The sequence below is a fragment of the Paenibacillus solisilvae genome (assembly GCF_042656405.1).
Classification (GTDB): domain Bacteria; phylum Bacillota; class Bacilli; order Paenibacillales; family Paenibacillaceae; genus Paenibacillus_Z; species Paenibacillus_Z solisilvae.
The window spans coordinates 25,892-42,009 of record NZ_JBHSOW010000066.1; the positions used below are offsets into that span (position 1 = coordinate 25,892).

14 protein-coding genes and 1 pseudogene are annotated in these 16,118 nt (G+C 48.7%); 14 read left to right on the top strand and 1 reads right to left on the bottom strand.

What is annotated here, in order from left to right; all coding sequences use genetic code 11:
* Nucleotides 1–186 precede the first annotated feature (186 nt).
* The 7 genes and pseudogenes from ACFPYJ_RS18270 to ACFPYJ_RS18300 all read left to right on the top strand — a co-directional run bounded on the left by ACFPYJ_RS18270 (nt 187) and on the right by ACFPYJ_RS18300 (nt 5,985).
* Nucleotides 187–1,014, top strand: a complete 828-nt coding sequence (locus ACFPYJ_RS18270; protein WP_379189612.1) for an AraC family transcriptional regulator — start codon at nt 187–189, stop codon at nt 1,012–1,014.
* A gap of 92 nt (nt 1,015–1,106) precedes the next feature.
* The gene (locus tag ACFPYJ_RS18275) at nt 1,107–2,540 is read left to right on the top strand and encodes an ADP-ribosylglycohydrolase family protein (RefSeq protein WP_379189613.1); all 1,434 of its coding nucleotides are present in this window, start codon (nt 1,107–1,109) and stop codon (nt 2,538–2,540) included.
* Between the two features lie 101 nt (nt 2,541–2,641).
* Nucleotides 2,642–2,818, top strand: a complete 177-nt coding sequence (locus tag ACFPYJ_RS18280) for a hypothetical protein (protein ID WP_379189614.1) — start codon at nt 2,642–2,644, stop codon at nt 2,816–2,818.
* Nucleotides 2,811–3,150, top strand: a pseudogene (locus ACFPYJ_RS18285) (hypothetical protein); the annotation flags it as partial. The gene ACFPYJ_RS18280 and the pseudogene ACFPYJ_RS18285, both read left to right, overlap by 8 nt.
* Nucleotides 3,151–3,179: 29 nt before the next feature.
* Nucleotides 3,180–3,446 (top strand): hypothetical protein, encoded by a 267-nt coding sequence (locus tag ACFPYJ_RS18290; protein WP_379189625.1) that lies wholly within the window; start codon nt 3,180–3,182, stop codon nt 3,444–3,446.
* A gap of 263 nt (nt 3,447–3,709) precedes the next feature.
* The gene (locus tag ACFPYJ_RS18295) at nt 3,710–4,846 is read left to right on the top strand and encodes a DNA sulfur modification protein DndB (RefSeq protein ID WP_379189615.1); all 1,137 of its coding nucleotides are present in this window, start codon (nt 3,710–3,712) and stop codon (nt 4,844–4,846) included.
* Nucleotides 4,846–5,985, top strand: coding sequence for a DNA sulfur modification protein DndB (locus ACFPYJ_RS18300; RefSeq protein WP_379189616.1), 1,140 nt, complete (start codon nt 4,846–4,848; stop codon nt 5,983–5,985). The genes ACFPYJ_RS18295 and ACFPYJ_RS18300 overlap by 1 nt, the downstream gene beginning before the upstream one ends.
* Nucleotides 5,986–6,214: 229 nt before the next feature.
* On the opposite strand, the gene ACFPYJ_RS18305 is transcribed toward ACFPYJ_RS18300, so the two are convergent.
* A complete protein-coding gene (locus tag ACFPYJ_RS18305; RefSeq protein WP_379189617.1) occupies nt 6,215–7,231 on the bottom strand; it encodes a LacI family DNA-binding transcriptional regulator in 1,017 nt (338 codons plus the stop codon).
* A 202-nt stretch (nt 7,232–7,433) separates the two neighbouring features.
* Between ACFPYJ_RS18305 and ACFPYJ_RS18310 the strand changes: the two genes are divergently transcribed.
* From ACFPYJ_RS18310 to ACFPYJ_RS18340, 7 genes are all read left to right on the top strand, one after another.
* Nucleotides 7,434–8,399, top strand: coding sequence for a zinc-dependent alcohol dehydrogenase (locus tag ACFPYJ_RS18310; RefSeq protein ID WP_379189618.1), 966 nt, complete (start codon nt 7,434–7,436; stop codon nt 8,397–8,399).
* A gap of 382 nt (nt 8,400–8,781) precedes the next feature.
* Nucleotides 8,782–9,750 (top strand): ABC transporter permease, encoded by a 969-nt coding sequence (locus tag ACFPYJ_RS18315; RefSeq protein ID WP_379189619.1) that lies wholly within the window; start codon nt 8,782–8,784, stop codon nt 9,748–9,750.
* Nucleotide 9,751: 1 nt separating this feature from the next.
* Nucleotides 9,752–10,624, top strand: a complete 873-nt coding sequence (locus ACFPYJ_RS18320; RefSeq protein ID WP_379189620.1) for a carbohydrate ABC transporter permease — start codon at nt 9,752–9,754, stop codon at nt 10,622–10,624.
* 85 nt (nt 10,625–10,709) lie between these two features.
* Nucleotides 10,710–12,308 (top strand): extracellular solute-binding protein, encoded by a 1,599-nt coding sequence (locus tag ACFPYJ_RS18325; RefSeq protein ID WP_379189621.1) that lies wholly within the window; start codon nt 10,710–10,712, stop codon nt 12,306–12,308.
* Nucleotides 12,309–12,334: 26 nt separating this feature from the next.
* Entirely contained in the window at nt 12,335–14,686 is a 2,352-nt protein-coding gene (locus tag ACFPYJ_RS18330; protein WP_379189622.1) for a helix-turn-helix domain-containing protein, read from the top strand.
* Nucleotides 14,687–14,830: 144 nt separating this feature from the next.
* Nucleotides 14,831–15,631, top strand: coding sequence for a class I SAM-dependent methyltransferase (locus tag ACFPYJ_RS18335; protein ID WP_379189623.1), 801 nt, complete (start codon nt 14,831–14,833; stop codon nt 15,629–15,631).
* Complete coding sequence (locus ACFPYJ_RS18340) at nt 15,618–15,977, top strand: VOC family protein (protein WP_379189624.1); 360 nt, start codon at nt 15,618–15,620, stop codon at nt 15,975–15,977. Before ACFPYJ_RS18335 ends, ACFPYJ_RS18340 begins: the two co-directional genes overlap by 14 nt.
* Nucleotides 15,978–16,118 lie beyond the last annotated feature (141 nt).

Consider the following 16,118-nt stretch of genomic DNA (forward strand, 5'->3'; position numbering starts at 1 on the left):
AATTGCCATTCCTATTTATTTTATATGCTGAAGCAAATGCTTAATGCTATAAAATTGAAAGGTTTACATTGGAGCAAGTATGGAGTTCACGCTCAAACAGCTCTTTTATTTGTAGACCTATTAATGATATGTTCGGAGGAAGGAAGAGGAGCAATGCTCCACTGTCAATCAAGAGGAGGTTCATCGATGCAGGAGCTGTTCCTGTTTGAAGCGGATATTCCCTTTCATCTCTTTGACTACAGTCCTCCTGAGCGGTATGCGGAGCAGCATTGGCATTCTTTCTATGAGATTGGGTACTGCTATGCGGGGACCGGGAGCTTTCATATCGCGGATCGGACCTATCCTGTTCAGCCAGGGGATCTTATGCTATTCCCGCCCTATGAACCTCATATTGCACAATCCGATCCTGCGCAGGAGTGCCGGTTTTATTTTGTCTATTTCAGCGACGCATTCTTTCAGGAAGAGGATCGCCAGCTGTTGATGTCGTTTCGAAATACAGCGATTCGCAATTTACATGTGGAGATACCTCCGCTTGGCGCGATGTTTGCTGCAATGCTGGATGAATATACATCGAAGCGATCTGGCTTTGCAGCTTTGCTGCGCTCGCGCATGCTGGAGCTGTGCGTGCGCCTGCATCGAATGGACGAGAGCGCTCATACCGAGTCAAGCTGGAGCGGCATGCTCAAAAGCTTAAGTCAAATCAAGCCTGCACTGGAATTTATTCATACCTCGTACAGAGAGCAGATTGGCCTTAAAGAGCTTGCAGACGTTCTCTCGCTAAGCGAATCGCGCGCGCGTCACTTGTTTAAGGAAGCCGTGGGCAAGAATTTCAAGGAATACCTGGCTTTCGTCCGTATCCAAGAAGCGAAGCGGCTGCTCTGTGCCAGCGATCCGTCCGTGACAGATATTTATTTGGCTTGCGGGTTTCACAGCTCAGCACCTTTTTACCGGTCCTTCCAACAGCTTGTAGGTATTTCACCTTTGGGTTACCGTCGCCTTCATCGAAAAGAATAGCCGTTTTTAAGAAATTCGGGTTAGGAATCGGGAAGAAATTCGGTTTGGGAACGGTTAATCTAGATGTAATAAATAATCTAGAGGTGATCACTGTGGCAGGTTGGGATTCATTGAAGCAGCTCATTAAGATGGAGATCGTTCAGCGCCAAGAAGAAGGCTGCAGCATTGAGGGTTTTATGGACAAATGGGAGAGTGCGGGAGAAGATCGACAGCACTTATTGAAGGTGTATGAAGAGCTTGCGGCGCTTACGGTAGATGCTGCGTTCCCATTCGAGGAACCGTCAGAGCTTGATCATATTCGCCGGCTTCGTCCGCAGGAGCAGGGTGCTTCTACATTAGCGGAAGCAGCGTATACCGATGAGCAGTGGCAGGACAAGTTCTATGGCGCATGGCTTGGACGTCTTAGCGGCTGCGCACTGGGCAAACCGCTCGAGTCAGGAGCTTTCATGGCTGGAACGAGTGAGCATCCCGGGTGGCGAAATGTGCAGCTGTGGTTTGAGGGAGCAGGGGCATGGCCGATCAAAGGGTATACACCGAGGCACTCAAGCGCTGAAACCGAGGGAATAGCTATTGCGGATTGGAGCTGGAAAAGCACCAAGGAGCATATTGCATTCATGGAAAGCGATGACGATGTGAGATACACGGTGCTGGGGCTGCTTATGCTGGAAGAGAAGGGGCTCCACTGGGATTCCTGGGATATCGGACGACTTTGGCATAGCAGGCTGACTTATGGACAGGTTTGTACGGCGGAGACGCAAGCTTATTTGAATTTTGCTCAGGTCACCAGCCATATGGAAGGCTGGAGAGGCAAACCGGATAATTGGGAAGACCATAAAGAGTGGGTAAGAACCTACTTGAATCCGTATCGGGAGTGGATCGGGGCGCAGATTCGGGCTGACGGTTTCGCTTACGGAGCCGCAGGCAATCCAGAGCTGGCGGCGGAATTCGCGTGGCGGGATGCTTCCTTCTCGCATGTGAAGAACGGAATTTATGGGGAGATGTTTGCTGCCGCGATGATCGCTGCTGCATTCATTGAATCCGATCCGGAGAGAATTGTAGCTGCAGGCTTGCAGCAGATCCCGGCAACGTCCAGACTCGCTCAAGATATCGGCCAAGCAGTCGAAATTGCCAAATCCTCTACGGATCAAATCGAGCTGGTTAGCCGAATCTGGGAAGCCTTCAAGCATTATGATCCCGTACATACCAATAATAATGCCGCTCTTGTAGCTGCATCGATTATTTTCGCTCAAGGGGATTTTGAGAAAGGGATTACGACCGCGGTGCTTGGCGGCTGGGATACCGACTGCAACGGAGCAACAGTTGGCTCTATTCTCGGAGCAAGCCTCGGGGCACGTGCGCTACCGGCTTCATGGATTGATCCGCTGAACGATACGTTCTATGCGGATCTCCACGGGTTTCATCCCATAGCCGTATCCGAATGTGCACGCCGAAGCTTCCTTGTCTTCCGTAAGATAGAGAAGGAACGGCTTGAAGCAGCTGCGAATGATAAAAAAGTTCGTGCTTAAAGAAGGAAGCAAATGGCTATGCAGCCGCCCGCGATGGACGAACGATTCTAGCGTGTTATAATTGGAGTTAGAATCATAGTGCGGATTGGATGGTGACGGTAATGGAACAGATCCGAGATTTACAGAAGCTGATCAAGCTTACCGGAGATCGTGCGAAGCTGGATGCGAAAGCGAATGGAACCTATATTGTATATAAAACGAATGAAGGCCGTATTGTGAAAGAATTCAGCAATGGCGAAATTATTCCCATTAAGCAACAAGACCACCCTTATGAGTAAACCAACACCTGCCATGTATGTTTTTGGTGGGAATAACGGTAGCGGCAAAAGCACCATCCGCAATCTGATCGTGGATCGGCTTGGGATCAATGTAAATATCGTCTGCAGGTAAAGAAGCGATTATTAAGCTGGTCCGGGACTGTATCCATCATAAACGCAGGTTTTCGGTAGAAACAACGCTGGCCGGCGGCAATGTCATTCGTCAAATGCAGAAAGCCAAAGAAAACGGCTTTGCTATCACGATGTTCTATGTCGGACTTGGTGATTATCATCTTAATATTGAGCGAGTTGCTGTCCAGCCCAGCGTGCCTGGACTGGCCGTACGGAATGGGAAGAGATTGCGCTGCTGTACGAGGGGCTCGTGGGTATCGCTCCAACGATCGGCGCAATCGTCGGCCGCGCGGCAGCCGTTGCCGAGGCGCGGGGCGCCGAAATCGGGATGGCGCTTCTTGGGGAAATGCCGGCCGAAGCGGTTAAGAGCTATCAGCCTTATTGGGCGCTGAGCGCCCATTTGTTCAAGCGGATGCAGAGGTTCGAGGAGGCACGTGCCGCATACAGCCGCTCAATCGGACTGTGCATGGATCCTTCCATTCGTGCATTTCTGGAGAAAGAAGCCGGAGAATGTTAGTTGTCAGGTCTGACGTCATGGATGTTTATATCCCGGCTCAGACCTTTTTGGTCTGGTGTTTGTCAGAAATATTCAATAGGCTTATTGCCCCAAGAGTCTATCGAATATTTAAAAGTTTGTATAATTAGCAATTCGTTATTTGAGCCGCTGCGCCGGAAATAGGACTTTTAAAAAAAGTTAGGTTTTAATTAGTCAAAGTGGGTTTGCAACCAAAGGTATCTTCATATATTCTGATATTAAGAAATTAATAATGGAGGAATAATATGGAGCCCGTTCAATCGTTATCTGATTTGCTTTCGGCTGGTCCAGCCGGTTCATCAGTTGAGATCGCCGGCCCTTTGGCGCGGACCTTCGGTCAAACAACTTTATCTACAACGCTGACGATGAATAAACTATTTTCCATCTATGAGATTGATTTGGAAGTACAGAGGCAGCTTGTACCCCAGAATGTATCCCGGCTTGTCGACTATATCCTTTTGTATCTGGATCACGGACAGCCCATTTATTTTCCGGGCGTTATATTGTCTGCTCGCGGGGCAGGGCAGTATATCCCCGAGCAAGGCCGATATTACCTGCAGGCCATTGAGAAATGTTACGTCGTAGATGGGCAGCATCGTTTGGCAGCTTTCCGCCGTGCTATGGAAACGCTTCAAGGCAACATGGCAAGGGCCAAGGATAGAAGAGAATATGAACGTGTTGCTGAAATTACTGAGAAGCTGCGTAAACTATATGATTTTCCAATGTCTGTCATGATCTACCTGGATATTCACTCCCGTCAAGAGCGCCAGCTGTTCTCGGACATCAATAAACTTCCAAGAAAAATCGGCGGCAACCTCGCTGTTCTAAGGGATCAGCGCCGATTCTATCATGTGATGGCATCCCATCTTGTTCAGGAATACCCGGTAATGGATAAACTGCCGACGGATATTTTCTCCGAACGCGGGAAAGATTCGGAATACCTGTTCTCTTATTCCCTGCTAATTGAATTATTGATAGGGATCTTTGAAGGCAGATTGAAGTCCGGAGCTAGAAATAATGGTTATCACTTTACGGACCAGAGTCTGCAAGAGCATGTCGAGCAGGCAGCCTATTATTTTGACAATCTTTTGAGGTATCTGCCCCAGCCAAGCCGGAAAGAGATTTGCTGGTCGGAAAATATTCAAATTGCGCTGGCGCTCTTTCTCTATGAGGAAGCGCATAAGACTCTTCAATACAATAAATATACGCTGCTGTATGCGATGAAGATTTTACCGCATATTGATTGGAATCTCATTTACAAAGACGACGAAAAGGATCGATTGCCTCGAAGAAGCCGGATCATGAAGGCGTATCAATTTATTCGGGATTTCTTCGATGAACAGCATCTGTATCTAATTGAAGACAAGGAGGAAGTTGGCTGATGGATGGGCTTCCGTTACGTATGACTGTTTATCCGTATTGCGATCGATATGGTGTGGCCACCGTTTCGATGCGCATTCATGATTTGCTGAACTATACAACAATTGATCCGATGGTGCAGCGTAAATTAAGTGCCCTGCAGCGAAGGAAGATTTCTAATTATCTTCAAGAACGCGAGCTGGATCATGTGTTTTTTGGCCCTGTTACCTTGTCACTTCGCGATGTAAGTACATTAACGAAAAGCGGAGATCATCTCGTTTTGAATCATGGCTCCAAATTAAGCATAATAGACGGCCAGCATCGGATACTGGCATTAGGCTATACCAATGACCAGATGATTAAAGAGAGCCGCCGGTATGAGCGGGAAGCGATGAGGCTCAAGGTGAAATGCCGTAAGGAGCCGCATAATGCGGAGATCCGTGAAGTGATGGAGCAGCAGGAAGGGCTGCACCAACAGATGGAGCTCAGAAGATTGGACTTGTTGGAAAGCGAGCTCTCCGTTCAAGTTTACGTTGGATTGGGCGAAGAAGAAGAGAAGCAGCTATTCGGCGACATAAATTCCAAGGTCCAATTAGTCAGCAAAGAATTGGGGCATTCCTTTGACGGAAGCGATCCTTTGAATATCGTGCTGCAGCAGGTAGCCGATCATAATGATTTTCTGAAATCAGCCGGAATTGAGAGCCGCAACAACCTGACCTCCTTTAATAAGAATTACACCTGCTTCAGCTGGATGTATTCGACCGCGTCTTTACTTTTCACTGGAAAAACAATCCCTTCTTATGAGCTTGCACGCCGGCTAAGGAAAGACATAACGAGCCATGTGGAGATTCTGCACCAATTTCTGAACGCGATCATGTCTCATATGCCGGAACAGCCTGGATTAGCACAGTACATTTCTTCAAGCCGCGTGATTCAGGAAGCGATTGCCTATTATGCGCATACTTATCTCTATCAAGAGGGGAAATATGTTCCAGGCTGGACCGCCTGTTTGGACAGATTGAAGCGTGTAGAGTGGACACATGAGAATAAAGAGCTTGGAGATAAACTGGGCAGACTCGATAACGGGAAGATTAATCTCATTCATGAGAAGTCGATGAGGAAACATCTAGCGGTGGTTGAGTATTTGGCAGGTTTAGAATAGTCGGGGTTACCCTCTGATTATTGGGTCAGCAAGTGACAGTCAGCTGCAAAGAGAGGATATGAAAACCCTTGATATTCAAGGGTTTTTTATTGCATCAATTACTGCATCCATTCATGTTTAGATTGGATGCAGCAATGTCTTTCTTTCAATAGGACGGGAAGCCGGCATGCAAGTGTTCCCGGTTAACCGGACAAACGGGTGAATCTATCCGGCAAAGTTACGATAGGTTTCAGCTCATTAAAGGCGCCGCAGTCGTTTCCCGCACAATCAATTCAAGCTCAAACAACAGCTTTGGAGGGAGCCGCCTCGCAGGTTTGTCGTTCTTCTCTTTCAACAGCGTATCAACCAGCGATGCTGACATATCTGAGACAGGCTGGGCAATTGTTGTCAAGTTGGGTTTGATCAGAACCGCAGCTTTAATATTATCGTAGCCGATAATGGAGATATCCTTAGGAATGCGGAATTCTCTTCGCTGCAGCTCCTGCACGGCACCTAATGCGATAAGATCATTGGCACAGAAGACAGCGGTGAAAGGAGCTTCCTGTTCCAGAAGGTCTATAATTGCCGCTTGACCGAATTCAAAGAAAGGTTCGCCCCTGCGGATCAGGTTCTCATCTACAGGAAGTCCTTGAAGGAGATGGGCCTCGCGATATCCAAGCTCCCTCCCGATACTGACCAGCGGTCCTCCGATATGTGCAATGCGGGTATGCCCTAACCGAATAAGATGGTTCACCGCAGCCGAGCTGCCTTGAATATGATCGCTTTTAACGGACGGCAGGCCGGGAAGGTCGAATTCAAACGTGACGGCTGGAACGGCGGACTCCACGACCAGCTTGGTAAAGTCGGCAAGCTCACGAGGATCGGCAGGGGAACTGCACAGAATAATGCCATCGGCTTTCCTCTCGATCATGGATTGAACAGCGGCTTTCATCTTTGCGTAGCTCCGGCTGTCCGCCATGCCGATAGTAACGGTATATCCATTCTCCCACAGTCTGGCTTCGATTGACTCGGCTAGGGTTGCCCAGAATTCATTCTTGAGAAAAGGGAGAAGCAGTCCGATGTTACGCGTCTCGTTCATCACCATGGAACGGGCTATCGTGCTTGGTGCAAAGCCGAGCTCTTCGATAGCGCGGTGTACCTTTTCCTTGGTTGCTGTATGTACACGGTCACGGTTGTTCATCACGCGGGAAACCGTTGCAATGGATACGCCGGCTCTGGCTGCTACATCTTTAATTGTAGGTTTCATCTTCAATCTCCTGAATCACACGTAAACGTTTTTACAGTTATTTTAATTGATTGATCAAAGGGAAGGCAACATTCTTGAATTCAATATTGTAAAAACGTTTACACCTTTTAAGCGGGAAGCTATAATAAGTTTGTTTATATCAATCCTACTTCTATGAATATAATGATGCGTAAACGTTTTTACAAAAAGGAGAGTTGATTAGATGAAATCTCGTCGAGCTTATTTAATTGAACCGGGAAGAGTTGAACTGAGTGAGGTGCAAGTTGAGATTGCTCCTGATGAGCTGCTTATTCAAGTAGAAGCATGCGGACTTTGCACGTGGGAGCTTAATCATTTCCATGGCCGGATGGGTCAGGGGCCGTTATCTCTTGGGCATGAATGGTCTGGCAGAGTCGTCGCTGCAGGCCGCGACACAAAGGGGTTTGAGGAAGGCGATCTCGTAACGGGTCTTCCGAACAGCTTGACTGGCTTCTCCGATTATATGGCTGTGAAAGCAGCTAGCACCTTTAAAGTAGCGCCGCACATAGATCCGAAGCATGCGCTGGGGGAACCGCTCAAATGCGTCGTGACCGTCCTTCGCGGTGCAGCTCCGGAAGCCGGAGATTTCGGCGTTGTCATGGGGGCAGGCCCGATGGGACTCTGGGCCATTCAAGCGCTTGCCGGCAGGTTGCTCAGCGGTTTAATCGCGATTGATATTGATGAGCGCAAGCTTGCTCTTGCCGCTTCCTTCGGTGCGACCCACACCATTAATGCAAGGGATGGAGGAGCCGTAGAAGCCGTACGATCCATAACCGGCGGCCATATGGCAGATTTCGTCATTGAAGGAACGGGCACTACGTCAGTCATTAATGATTGCATCGGTTTGCTGAAGGCAAGACGAGGAAGACTTGTATTTATGAGTGCCTATAAATCTGCAGGTAATATCGACATGGAAGCAGTCATCACTAAATCGATAGAAATGCGGGCAACTCACCCGGGCTATTCCTTGAATGAGTCGGATGATCAACGCAGAGCGGTATGCCTGATTAATAACGGGGTATTCCAAATGAATGATATCATTACACATCAGTTTTCCTTGGAGCAGATTCAAACTGCATTTGAATCCTTGGATAAACGGCCTCCAGGGTATTTCAAAGGCATTGTCGTGCCTGGAGCAAGCAGCCTTTAAGCAGGGGAGAGCCAGCAGGGGCATGAAGTATGCGATGACGACTGGGATCAGTGCAATCTAAACCCACTCCTCGATTAGCTAAATTTGTCAGGCACTCATAACTACGAAAACTATAATAATGTAAAAGCCGCTCATTCATATCGAGCGGCTATATTTAGTTTTCAGGGACAGCTCGCTCTTAATTAACGTCTTGCCCACAAAAATAGAGGATGATCACAAAAAATGATGCTTGCAAAAACGAATAAAAGAGTGTCCGCCCAAAAAGTGAAGATTGGCTTCAGCCGTCATGTTTGTTACCTTCAAATGGACAGCCCATCCGCAAGTCTTTGCACCCGGGATGTCAATCACACTAGGATGGAATGGCATGGAAGGGAGGAAGAGTATGGCTTCATCAGCCGGTCAGAGCGCCAGCGGTTCTGCAGCATCTCATGCAGCGGCGGCAAACAAGCCGCAGTGGAGGAAGCATTGGAGTAGAGATAAATATTTGTATCTGCTGCTGGCGCCGGTCGCACTTTATTTTATCGTTTTTAAATATGCCCCGCTGCTTGGAGAGGTGATGGCGTTCAAAAATTATCGTTTGGCAGACGGCATCTGGGGGAGTCCATGGGTCGGGTTCGACCAGTTCCGCAAGCTGTTCACAAGCCGCGATTTCATCAGTATTTTGAGAAACACACTACTGCTGAACGTTTACGGCCTAGTGTTCGCATTTCCTGTGCCGATCCTATTGGCGCTTATGCTAAACGAGCTTCACTCGGAAAGGTACAAACGGATTTTGCAAAATCTGCTGTATATTCCACATTTCATGTCGTGGATCGTGCTTGGGAGCATCGTTATTGCGCTGCTGTCGCCCAGTACCGGAATCGTGAACGCCATTCTGAAGCTGCTTGGATTGGAGCCGATTTATTTTATGGCCAGTACGTTCTGGTGGCCAGTTGCATTTGTCGGTTCAAGTGTCTGGCGTGAAGCGGGCTTCGGCACGATTATGTATCTGGCTGCGATGGCGTCTATTAATCCTCAGCTGTATGAAGCGGCCGCGATCGACGGCGCCAGCAAACTGCGGCAAATCTGGCATGTCACGCTGCCTGGCATCCGAAGCACAGTCGCCATATTGCTCGTTCTGCATATGGGGAAAATGATGGATGTCGGTTTCGAGCAGGTCTACGCGCTGCAGAACTCCGCCGTGGGCAGCGTGTCCGAAGTAATCAGCACCTATGTCTACACACGCGGAATTGTGGGGCTGCAGTACAGCTACACGACTGCGCTCGGATTGTTTCAATCCGTCGTATCTTTGGCTCTTGTCGTGGCGGTCAACCGCTTGATCAGGGCGATGGGGGAACGGGGGTTATGGTAGGATGATGAATTCGTCCAGTTGGTTTCGCTGGATTAACGTGTTTTTGCTGGGATGCTGCGCCTGTGCCACTTTGTTTCCGTTCATTAACGTCCTTGCCGTCTCCTTCAGCAGCAGCCGCGCCATCAATGCGGGGGAAGTGTCCGTATGGCCGATCGACTTCAATCTGAGCGCTTATCACAATTTGATTGCCGACGGTCAGTTGTTCGTTGCCATGAAAAATTCGGTGGTCCTTACGTTGGTCGGCACTGCTTTGAATATGCTGTTCACCGTAATTGCGGCGTATCCGCTGTCGAAGCGGCGTCTTAAGGGCAGAAACGCGATGCTGATGGCCATTCTGTTCACCATGCTGTTCGGCGGCGGACTCATCCCGAATTTTCTGTTAATCAGCATGCTCGGTCTGATCAATTCGTACTGGGGGCTTTGGCTGCCTTCGCTTATAAGCGTGTACAACATGTTTGTTATGAAATCATTTTTCGAGGGACTGCCGGAGGAATTGGAGGAATCTGCGGCTATCGACGGAGCGAAAGATTTTACAATACTGTGGAAAATCATTCTTCCGTTGTCGATGCCGGTTATCGCGGCGTTAACTTTATTTTATGCCGTCGGTTGGTGGAACTCTTACTTCAATGTCCTTATCTATATCAAAAGCACAGACAAACTGTCACTGACAGTCAAGCTGTACCAGATGCTGCAAAACGTCGGTTCGGAGCTACTGCGGACGACAAACGGCGAGGGTGTTTCCGAGTCGACGATCACGCCGGAAGGGATTCGCGCCGCTTCGATTATCATTGCAATATTACCGATTTTGGGTGTCTATCCATTTTTACAGAGGCATTTTGTGAAGGGAGTCCTGATGGGCTCGGTGAAAGGGTAGTTCATAAGCGCCTCAGGCCTTGTAATAAATCTGGCTGTGCGATTGCGAGCCAGGAAGATTCACAATTAAGAACAGGAGGAGTCAGATGAAAACGAGAACGAAAAAATGGGCTTCCGCCATTCTCTCGATCAGCCTGGCGGCGGTCGTCTTGCTGGCCGGCTGCTCGAAGAATAACGAAACGTCCCCGCCGGGCAGCAGCGGCACCAACGCAAACGGGGGAGACAAGTTCGACAGCCTGCCGAAGGATCTCAGCATCTCCGCGTTCGACAGGGGGGCGGTGTCAAGCGACGAAGGAACGTACGAGGAGAACCGCTGGGTGAAATGGATGCAAGAGCAATCAGGCATTAACCTTTCCGTCGTACCCGTGCCTAGGAACCAAGCGCAGGACAAATTGAATGTGCTGATCGCCTCCAATCAGGCGCCTGATCTCATCTGGGAATATGACCGCAACTACATCGGGAATCTGGTGTCGCAGGGCGTAATTCAGCCGATTGACGACTATATTGACCAATACAGCACAACATACAAGCAGTATTTGCAGGAAAACCCCGATTTGAAACCGTATATTACATTTGACGGCAAGATTTACGCCATGACGACCCGGCGGACGATCAGCACCGTGGCGAATCACGGTCTCTTGATCCGGCAGGACTGGCTTGACAAGCTGGGGCTGAAGACGCCGATAACGGTGGATGAATTTGTCGCAGTAGCTAAGGCATTCAAGGAGCAGGACCCGGACGGCGACGGCAAGGCCAATACCGTTCCGATCGTCGGCTATACGACGCGCGACATCTATTCTGCGATGTTCGGCACGGATGTGGTCGACTGGTACCTCGAAGACGGCAAGATGAAATACGGTCCGACGCTTGATCGCTACGGCGATGCGCTTGCTCTGGAGAAACAGGTTTACGAGATGGGACTCGCCGATAAAGAAAACTTTACCGACACGGATAATTCGCGCGCGAAGCAGCTCTGGACGACGGGCAAGGCAGGCATTTGTTTATGCCAATGGGGAAACGGCACGATGACCAGCATGAACCGCGATCTGCTGACGAACAATCCGGATGCGAAGCCGGTCGCATTCGAACCGGTGACGACGAAATACGGCAAATACGGCACCTACCAGGAAACGCCGGCTTACATCTACGTGACATTCAACAAAAATATGAAGAACCCGAAAGCTGCCATCGAATATTTGGATTGGATGATGGATAAAGGGTGGTTCTCGCTGACATATGGACAAGAAGGCGTTCATTACAAGCTGGTTAATGGAATCCCGCAGAAATTGGATGCGGACAAGGTGAAGAAAGAAGTGGGCTACGCGAATGAATACGCCGTTCTAAGGCCGCAAGAGGAGAAGCCGGAAGATCTGCTGATCAAGGCGGCGCAGGACCCGCTTTCCCAGCAGATTGCCAAGCTGGAAGTCGACTCGCTTCAAGTCGTCATGAAAAACAAATTCCGGCGCGACATTCCATATCAGCCTAATATTACCGAAATCAACGAACTAAAGGCGTCGTTTCAGAAAACGGTCGATGAAATCAGGGCGAAGACGGTTACCCAAAGCGGCTACTCCGCAGAGGAAGGGCTCGCAGATATCCGCAAGGAATGGAACCGTTTAGGCGGAGAGAAGGCCGAGCAATTGGCCCAGGAATGGTATGATGGCAACAAAGCAAGCTTTAAGTAGCAGATAGAGAAACGGGGGAACAGGGCATGCGCATTTTTCAATACCGCTCCACGAAAAAGACGGTTTTGGTGCTTGTCTTGCTCTTGTTCCTTGTCGTTTCCCTGATATCGTTTCTGTCGTACCGGGTAGCTGCGAACCGGCTGAAATACGAATCGACGGACACGCATATGGCGCTGCTCAGTCAGATTGATCATAAGATGGAGCTGATTCTGAAATCGATCGACAAAGAGACGATCCGGATGTTTGACAACGGGGATGTCAAATCCTTTTTCGATTCGGGCATGACCGAACAGCAGAGTCTGAACAATGCGTACAGACTGAACGCGTATTTCGGCCAATTCGTCAACGCAGAAGAATATATCTATTCCATCGATCTGTATTCCTATGTACGCAAGCAGCTGTTTTCAGGCAGTGCGCTGAAGGAAGATACAACGTCTGCGAACTATGACTGGATCCGCCAATTCGCCCAATTCGACGGTTATTTACGCTGGCTGCCGACCCGCAAGCTGTCGCTGAACAACTCGGATTTTCCAATCTACCGGAATGTCGTGACACTTGTCCGCACGTACCCGCTCATTCATTCCCCGGGTTACCGGCGAGGGGCGATTGCGATCCATATCAAGGAGGAAGAGCTGTACCATCTTCTAACGGACGCGGACAATAAAAGTTTGGGCGATACCTTTATGCTTGATCCAAACGGTCTTATGGTGTCAAGTGCGGTTAAGAGTATGTTGGGTCAGGATAGAAGTCAAGACGATAGTATGGCCCGCGTGCTGAAGGAATCGAAGGAGGGTTACTTTCAGGCGACGGTTAACAGCGAGCCCAGTTCTGTTTTTTATGTGACGTCGGCTTATACAGGCTGGAAAATCGTCAATGTTGTGCCCGAGATCCAACTGAACAAACCGCTTATCAACGTCCGCAACGCATTGATCGTCATTGCCGCTATATTGTTTATCGCTGCAGGCCTTTTGGCGATCCTTTTCGGCCGCTGGACGCTTAATCCGGTTAACCGATTTGCCGCTAATTTAACCAGGAAACTGAAGAACCACCCGTTCTATGCGGGGATGGACTGGAAGGACGGCAACCAATTCGCAATATTCGAGAATGCGGTTTCGGACATTTTGACGGACAGTGAGCGGCTGCAGAAACAAATCAAGGAAAATAAGCCGATTATGAAATGGAGGCTGATGATGGAGATTCTGACCGATTATCCGGCACATAACCGGAATATCGGGCAATATATGGAACTGGTCGGAGTACAGCTGCATCCGAACCGTTATATTGTGATGAGCGCGGAATTCGACCGAAAATCGGAAATCGGTTTAATACGGGATCTGCATCTGTACGCTTATGCGTTATGCAATGTGGCAGAGGAGCTGATCAATGCGGAAAGCAAAGGCGCCGCCACCCCGTGGGAGGACGGCCAAAGCGCGATCATTATTAGTTTCGATGACGACGACGATGCGAAGCATGCGCTGCGTGCGGCTGCTGTTGCCGATATGCTGAAGAACTTTGTCGAGGAGCATTTCAAGAGGACGGTGTCAATCGGCATAGGACGGGAAGTATTCGACTTGCGGAACATTCACATCTCCCATAAGCAATCGATGGAGGCGCTGAAATACAAGCTGGTTATGGGGAATAACACGATCATTGCGGCGGATGAGATTCAGGATTACAGCGTTGGCGGATTTCACCGCTTGTTTGCTGCTGCTGAGGGCATGATTGATTCCATCAAGCTGCAGGACGAAGAGAAGCTGCTCCAACAAATGCGGAACTGGTTCGACTCGCTTGCTTCTTCTAATGTACCGCCGGATATTATCAAGCAGCTTGTCGTACAGCTGATGATGAAAGCAGCTATTGTGGCAGGCGAGATCGGCGTGGCGCAGGAGGAACTGATGCCTGCGCAGAATGTTCACGAGACATTGGAGCAGTATGAAAGCCTGGAGCAGATCCGGAATTTTGCGGCCGGGATTCTGACCGGCTTCATCGAAGGGATTCGAACCCGCCGGAGCGGCAGGGAGAAGAACAAAGCAATTGAAAATATAATGCGTTTTATTCAGCAGAACTATATGCATAGCGATCTATCCCTCAACTACTTGTCCGGTGAATTTCATCTGAGCGTTTCCCATTTGAGCAAAATGTTCAAGGATTACACCGGCGGCAATTTTATCGACTATCTGATGGAGATCCGGATCGGGAAATCGAAGGAGAAGCTCGCCGGCAGCAGCGAGAAAATCCGGGACATAGCGGAATCGGTGGGCTATACGAACGTCAACAGCTTTACGCGTATTTTCAAAAAAATGACCGGCCTGACCCCGACGGAATACCGGGAACGGGAATCGGCCAACCGGGGAGTGCAGGAGAACCATACCGTATAATTCCTTTAGGCAAGAGAGGGAGTTTTAGGATGAAAGGATAGACGGAAGCTGCAAATATTACACCGCAAATTGCGAGACCCAAAAGGAAGGATTACGGATGAGCAAGCCGAATACATATTGTTAAACCTTATTGGGGTGAACGTGGTGAAGGATTCCGTTTTAGCGTTTTATGATGACCTTGCTGAAGCGTATCATCTTATTTTTGTTGATTGGAAGCAAGCGATTTCATGGCAAGGCGAGATCTTAGACAAGATTATCCGTTCAAAGCTCACAAATTCAAATTCGGACCCTACCTCACTTTTGGATTGCTCATGTGGAATAGGGACGCAGGCTATAGGGCTGGCTAAACACGGATATAACGTAACTGCTACTGATATAAGTCCAGCGGCGGTAGTCAGAGCCGAGCAAGAGGCAGCAGCTTTTGGAGTCAATATCGATTTTGGAATTGCTGATTTTCGTTCATTGGAGAAGGATGTTTCCGGGAGTTTTGAAGTCGTTCTTTCGGCTGATAATGCAATTCCCCATCTTCTTACCGATGAAGATTTGTATTCAGCTGCCCGCAATCTGTATGCAAAAACGGATCATGAAGGTGTTCTTATCATTACAATACGGAATTATGATGACCTGATAAAAGATAAGCCCAGATCAACAGAACCGCGCGTGTACGATAAGGGCAAGCGTATTGTTTTTCAGATTTGGGATTGGGCTGAAGACGCAAAAACATATTGGACCAATCAGTTTATTTTGCAGGAAATTGATGGGGAATGGAAGACGAGGCAGAATAAAACCCAATACAGAGCTTTGTTACGAGATGAATTTAGCCATATTCTAAGTGCGGTTGGATTCACGGATATCGAGTGGCTTATGCCAGCAGAATCCGGGTATTATCAGCCAATTGTCATTGCCCGAAAACAAAATGAGGAGGACAATCATGAAAGCCGTTAAACTTCGTCCATTCATTCCATCAGGAGAAGATTACAATCTTGCACAGCGTTTCTTTGAAGCTCTTGGTTTTGAGAAATTGTATTCAGATTCCGGATTGAGTATCTTTCGAATGGGAGAGCAGGAATTCTTTCTTCAAAACTTCCACAATAAGGAATTCCAAGAAAATTTCATGGTAGAATTGGTTGTCGAGGATCTTGACGGCTGGTGGACGCATTTACAAACCATTGCCCTTGAGGAGAAGTATCCGATCAAGGTGAAAGAGCCGACAATATATCCTTGGGGAAAGCGTGAAATCAACTTAATTGATCCAGCTGGTGTCTGCTGGCATATTTCAGAAAATAAATAGAACGCATCCAAACGGTGAGTTAGAACAAGACCGTTTAATATCATGAGGGCTGCCACTCGGGCGGCCCTTCGTTTATGCTCCCTCGAAATGATTCAGTTTCCTCACTCAGACTCATGAATTCGCAGGATTTCATCCAATAGT

Bases quoted from the DNA above. Each gene is read 5' to 3' on its own strand.
- ACFPYJ_RS18305 (WP_379189617.1), bottom strand. From the start codon at position 7,231: ATGAAACCTACAATTAAAGATGTAGCAGCCAGAGCCGGCGTATCCATT.
- ACFPYJ_RS18295 (WP_379189615.1), top strand. From the start codon at position 3,710: ATGGAGCCCGTTCAATCGTTATCTGATTTGCTTTCGGCTGGTCCAGCC.
- ACFPYJ_RS18300 (WP_379189616.1), top strand. From the start codon at position 4,846: ATGGATGGGCTTCCGTTACGTATGACTGTTTATCCGTATTGCGATCGA.
- ACFPYJ_RS18315 (WP_379189619.1), top strand. From the start codon at position 8,782: ATGGCTTCATCAGCCGGTCAGAGCGCCAGCGGTTCTGCAGCATCTCAT.
- ACFPYJ_RS18340 (WP_379189624.1), top strand. From the start codon at position 15,618: ATGAAAGCCGTTAAACTTCGTCCATTCATTCCATCAGGAGAAGATTAC.
- ACFPYJ_RS18320 (WP_379189620.1), top strand. From the start codon at position 9,752: ATGATGAATTCGTCCAGTTGGTTTCGCTGGATTAACGTGTTTTTGCTG.
- ACFPYJ_RS18270 (WP_379189612.1), top strand. From the start codon at position 187: ATGCAGGAGCTGTTCCTGTTTGAAGCGGATATTCCCTTTCATCTCTTT.
- ACFPYJ_RS18330 (WP_379189622.1), top strand. From the start codon at position 12,335: ATGCGCATTTTTCAATACCGCTCCACGAAAAAGACGGTTTTGGTGCTT.
- ACFPYJ_RS18310 (WP_379189618.1), top strand. From the start codon at position 7,434: ATGAAATCTCGTCGAGCTTATTTAATTGAACCGGGAAGAGTTGAACTG.
- ACFPYJ_RS18280 (WP_379189614.1), top strand. From the start codon at position 2,642: ATGGAACAGATCCGAGATTTACAGAAGCTGATCAAGCTTACCGGAGAT.
- ACFPYJ_RS18325 (WP_379189621.1), top strand. From the start codon at position 10,710: ATGAAAACGAGAACGAAAAAATGGGCTTCCGCCATTCTCTCGATCAGC.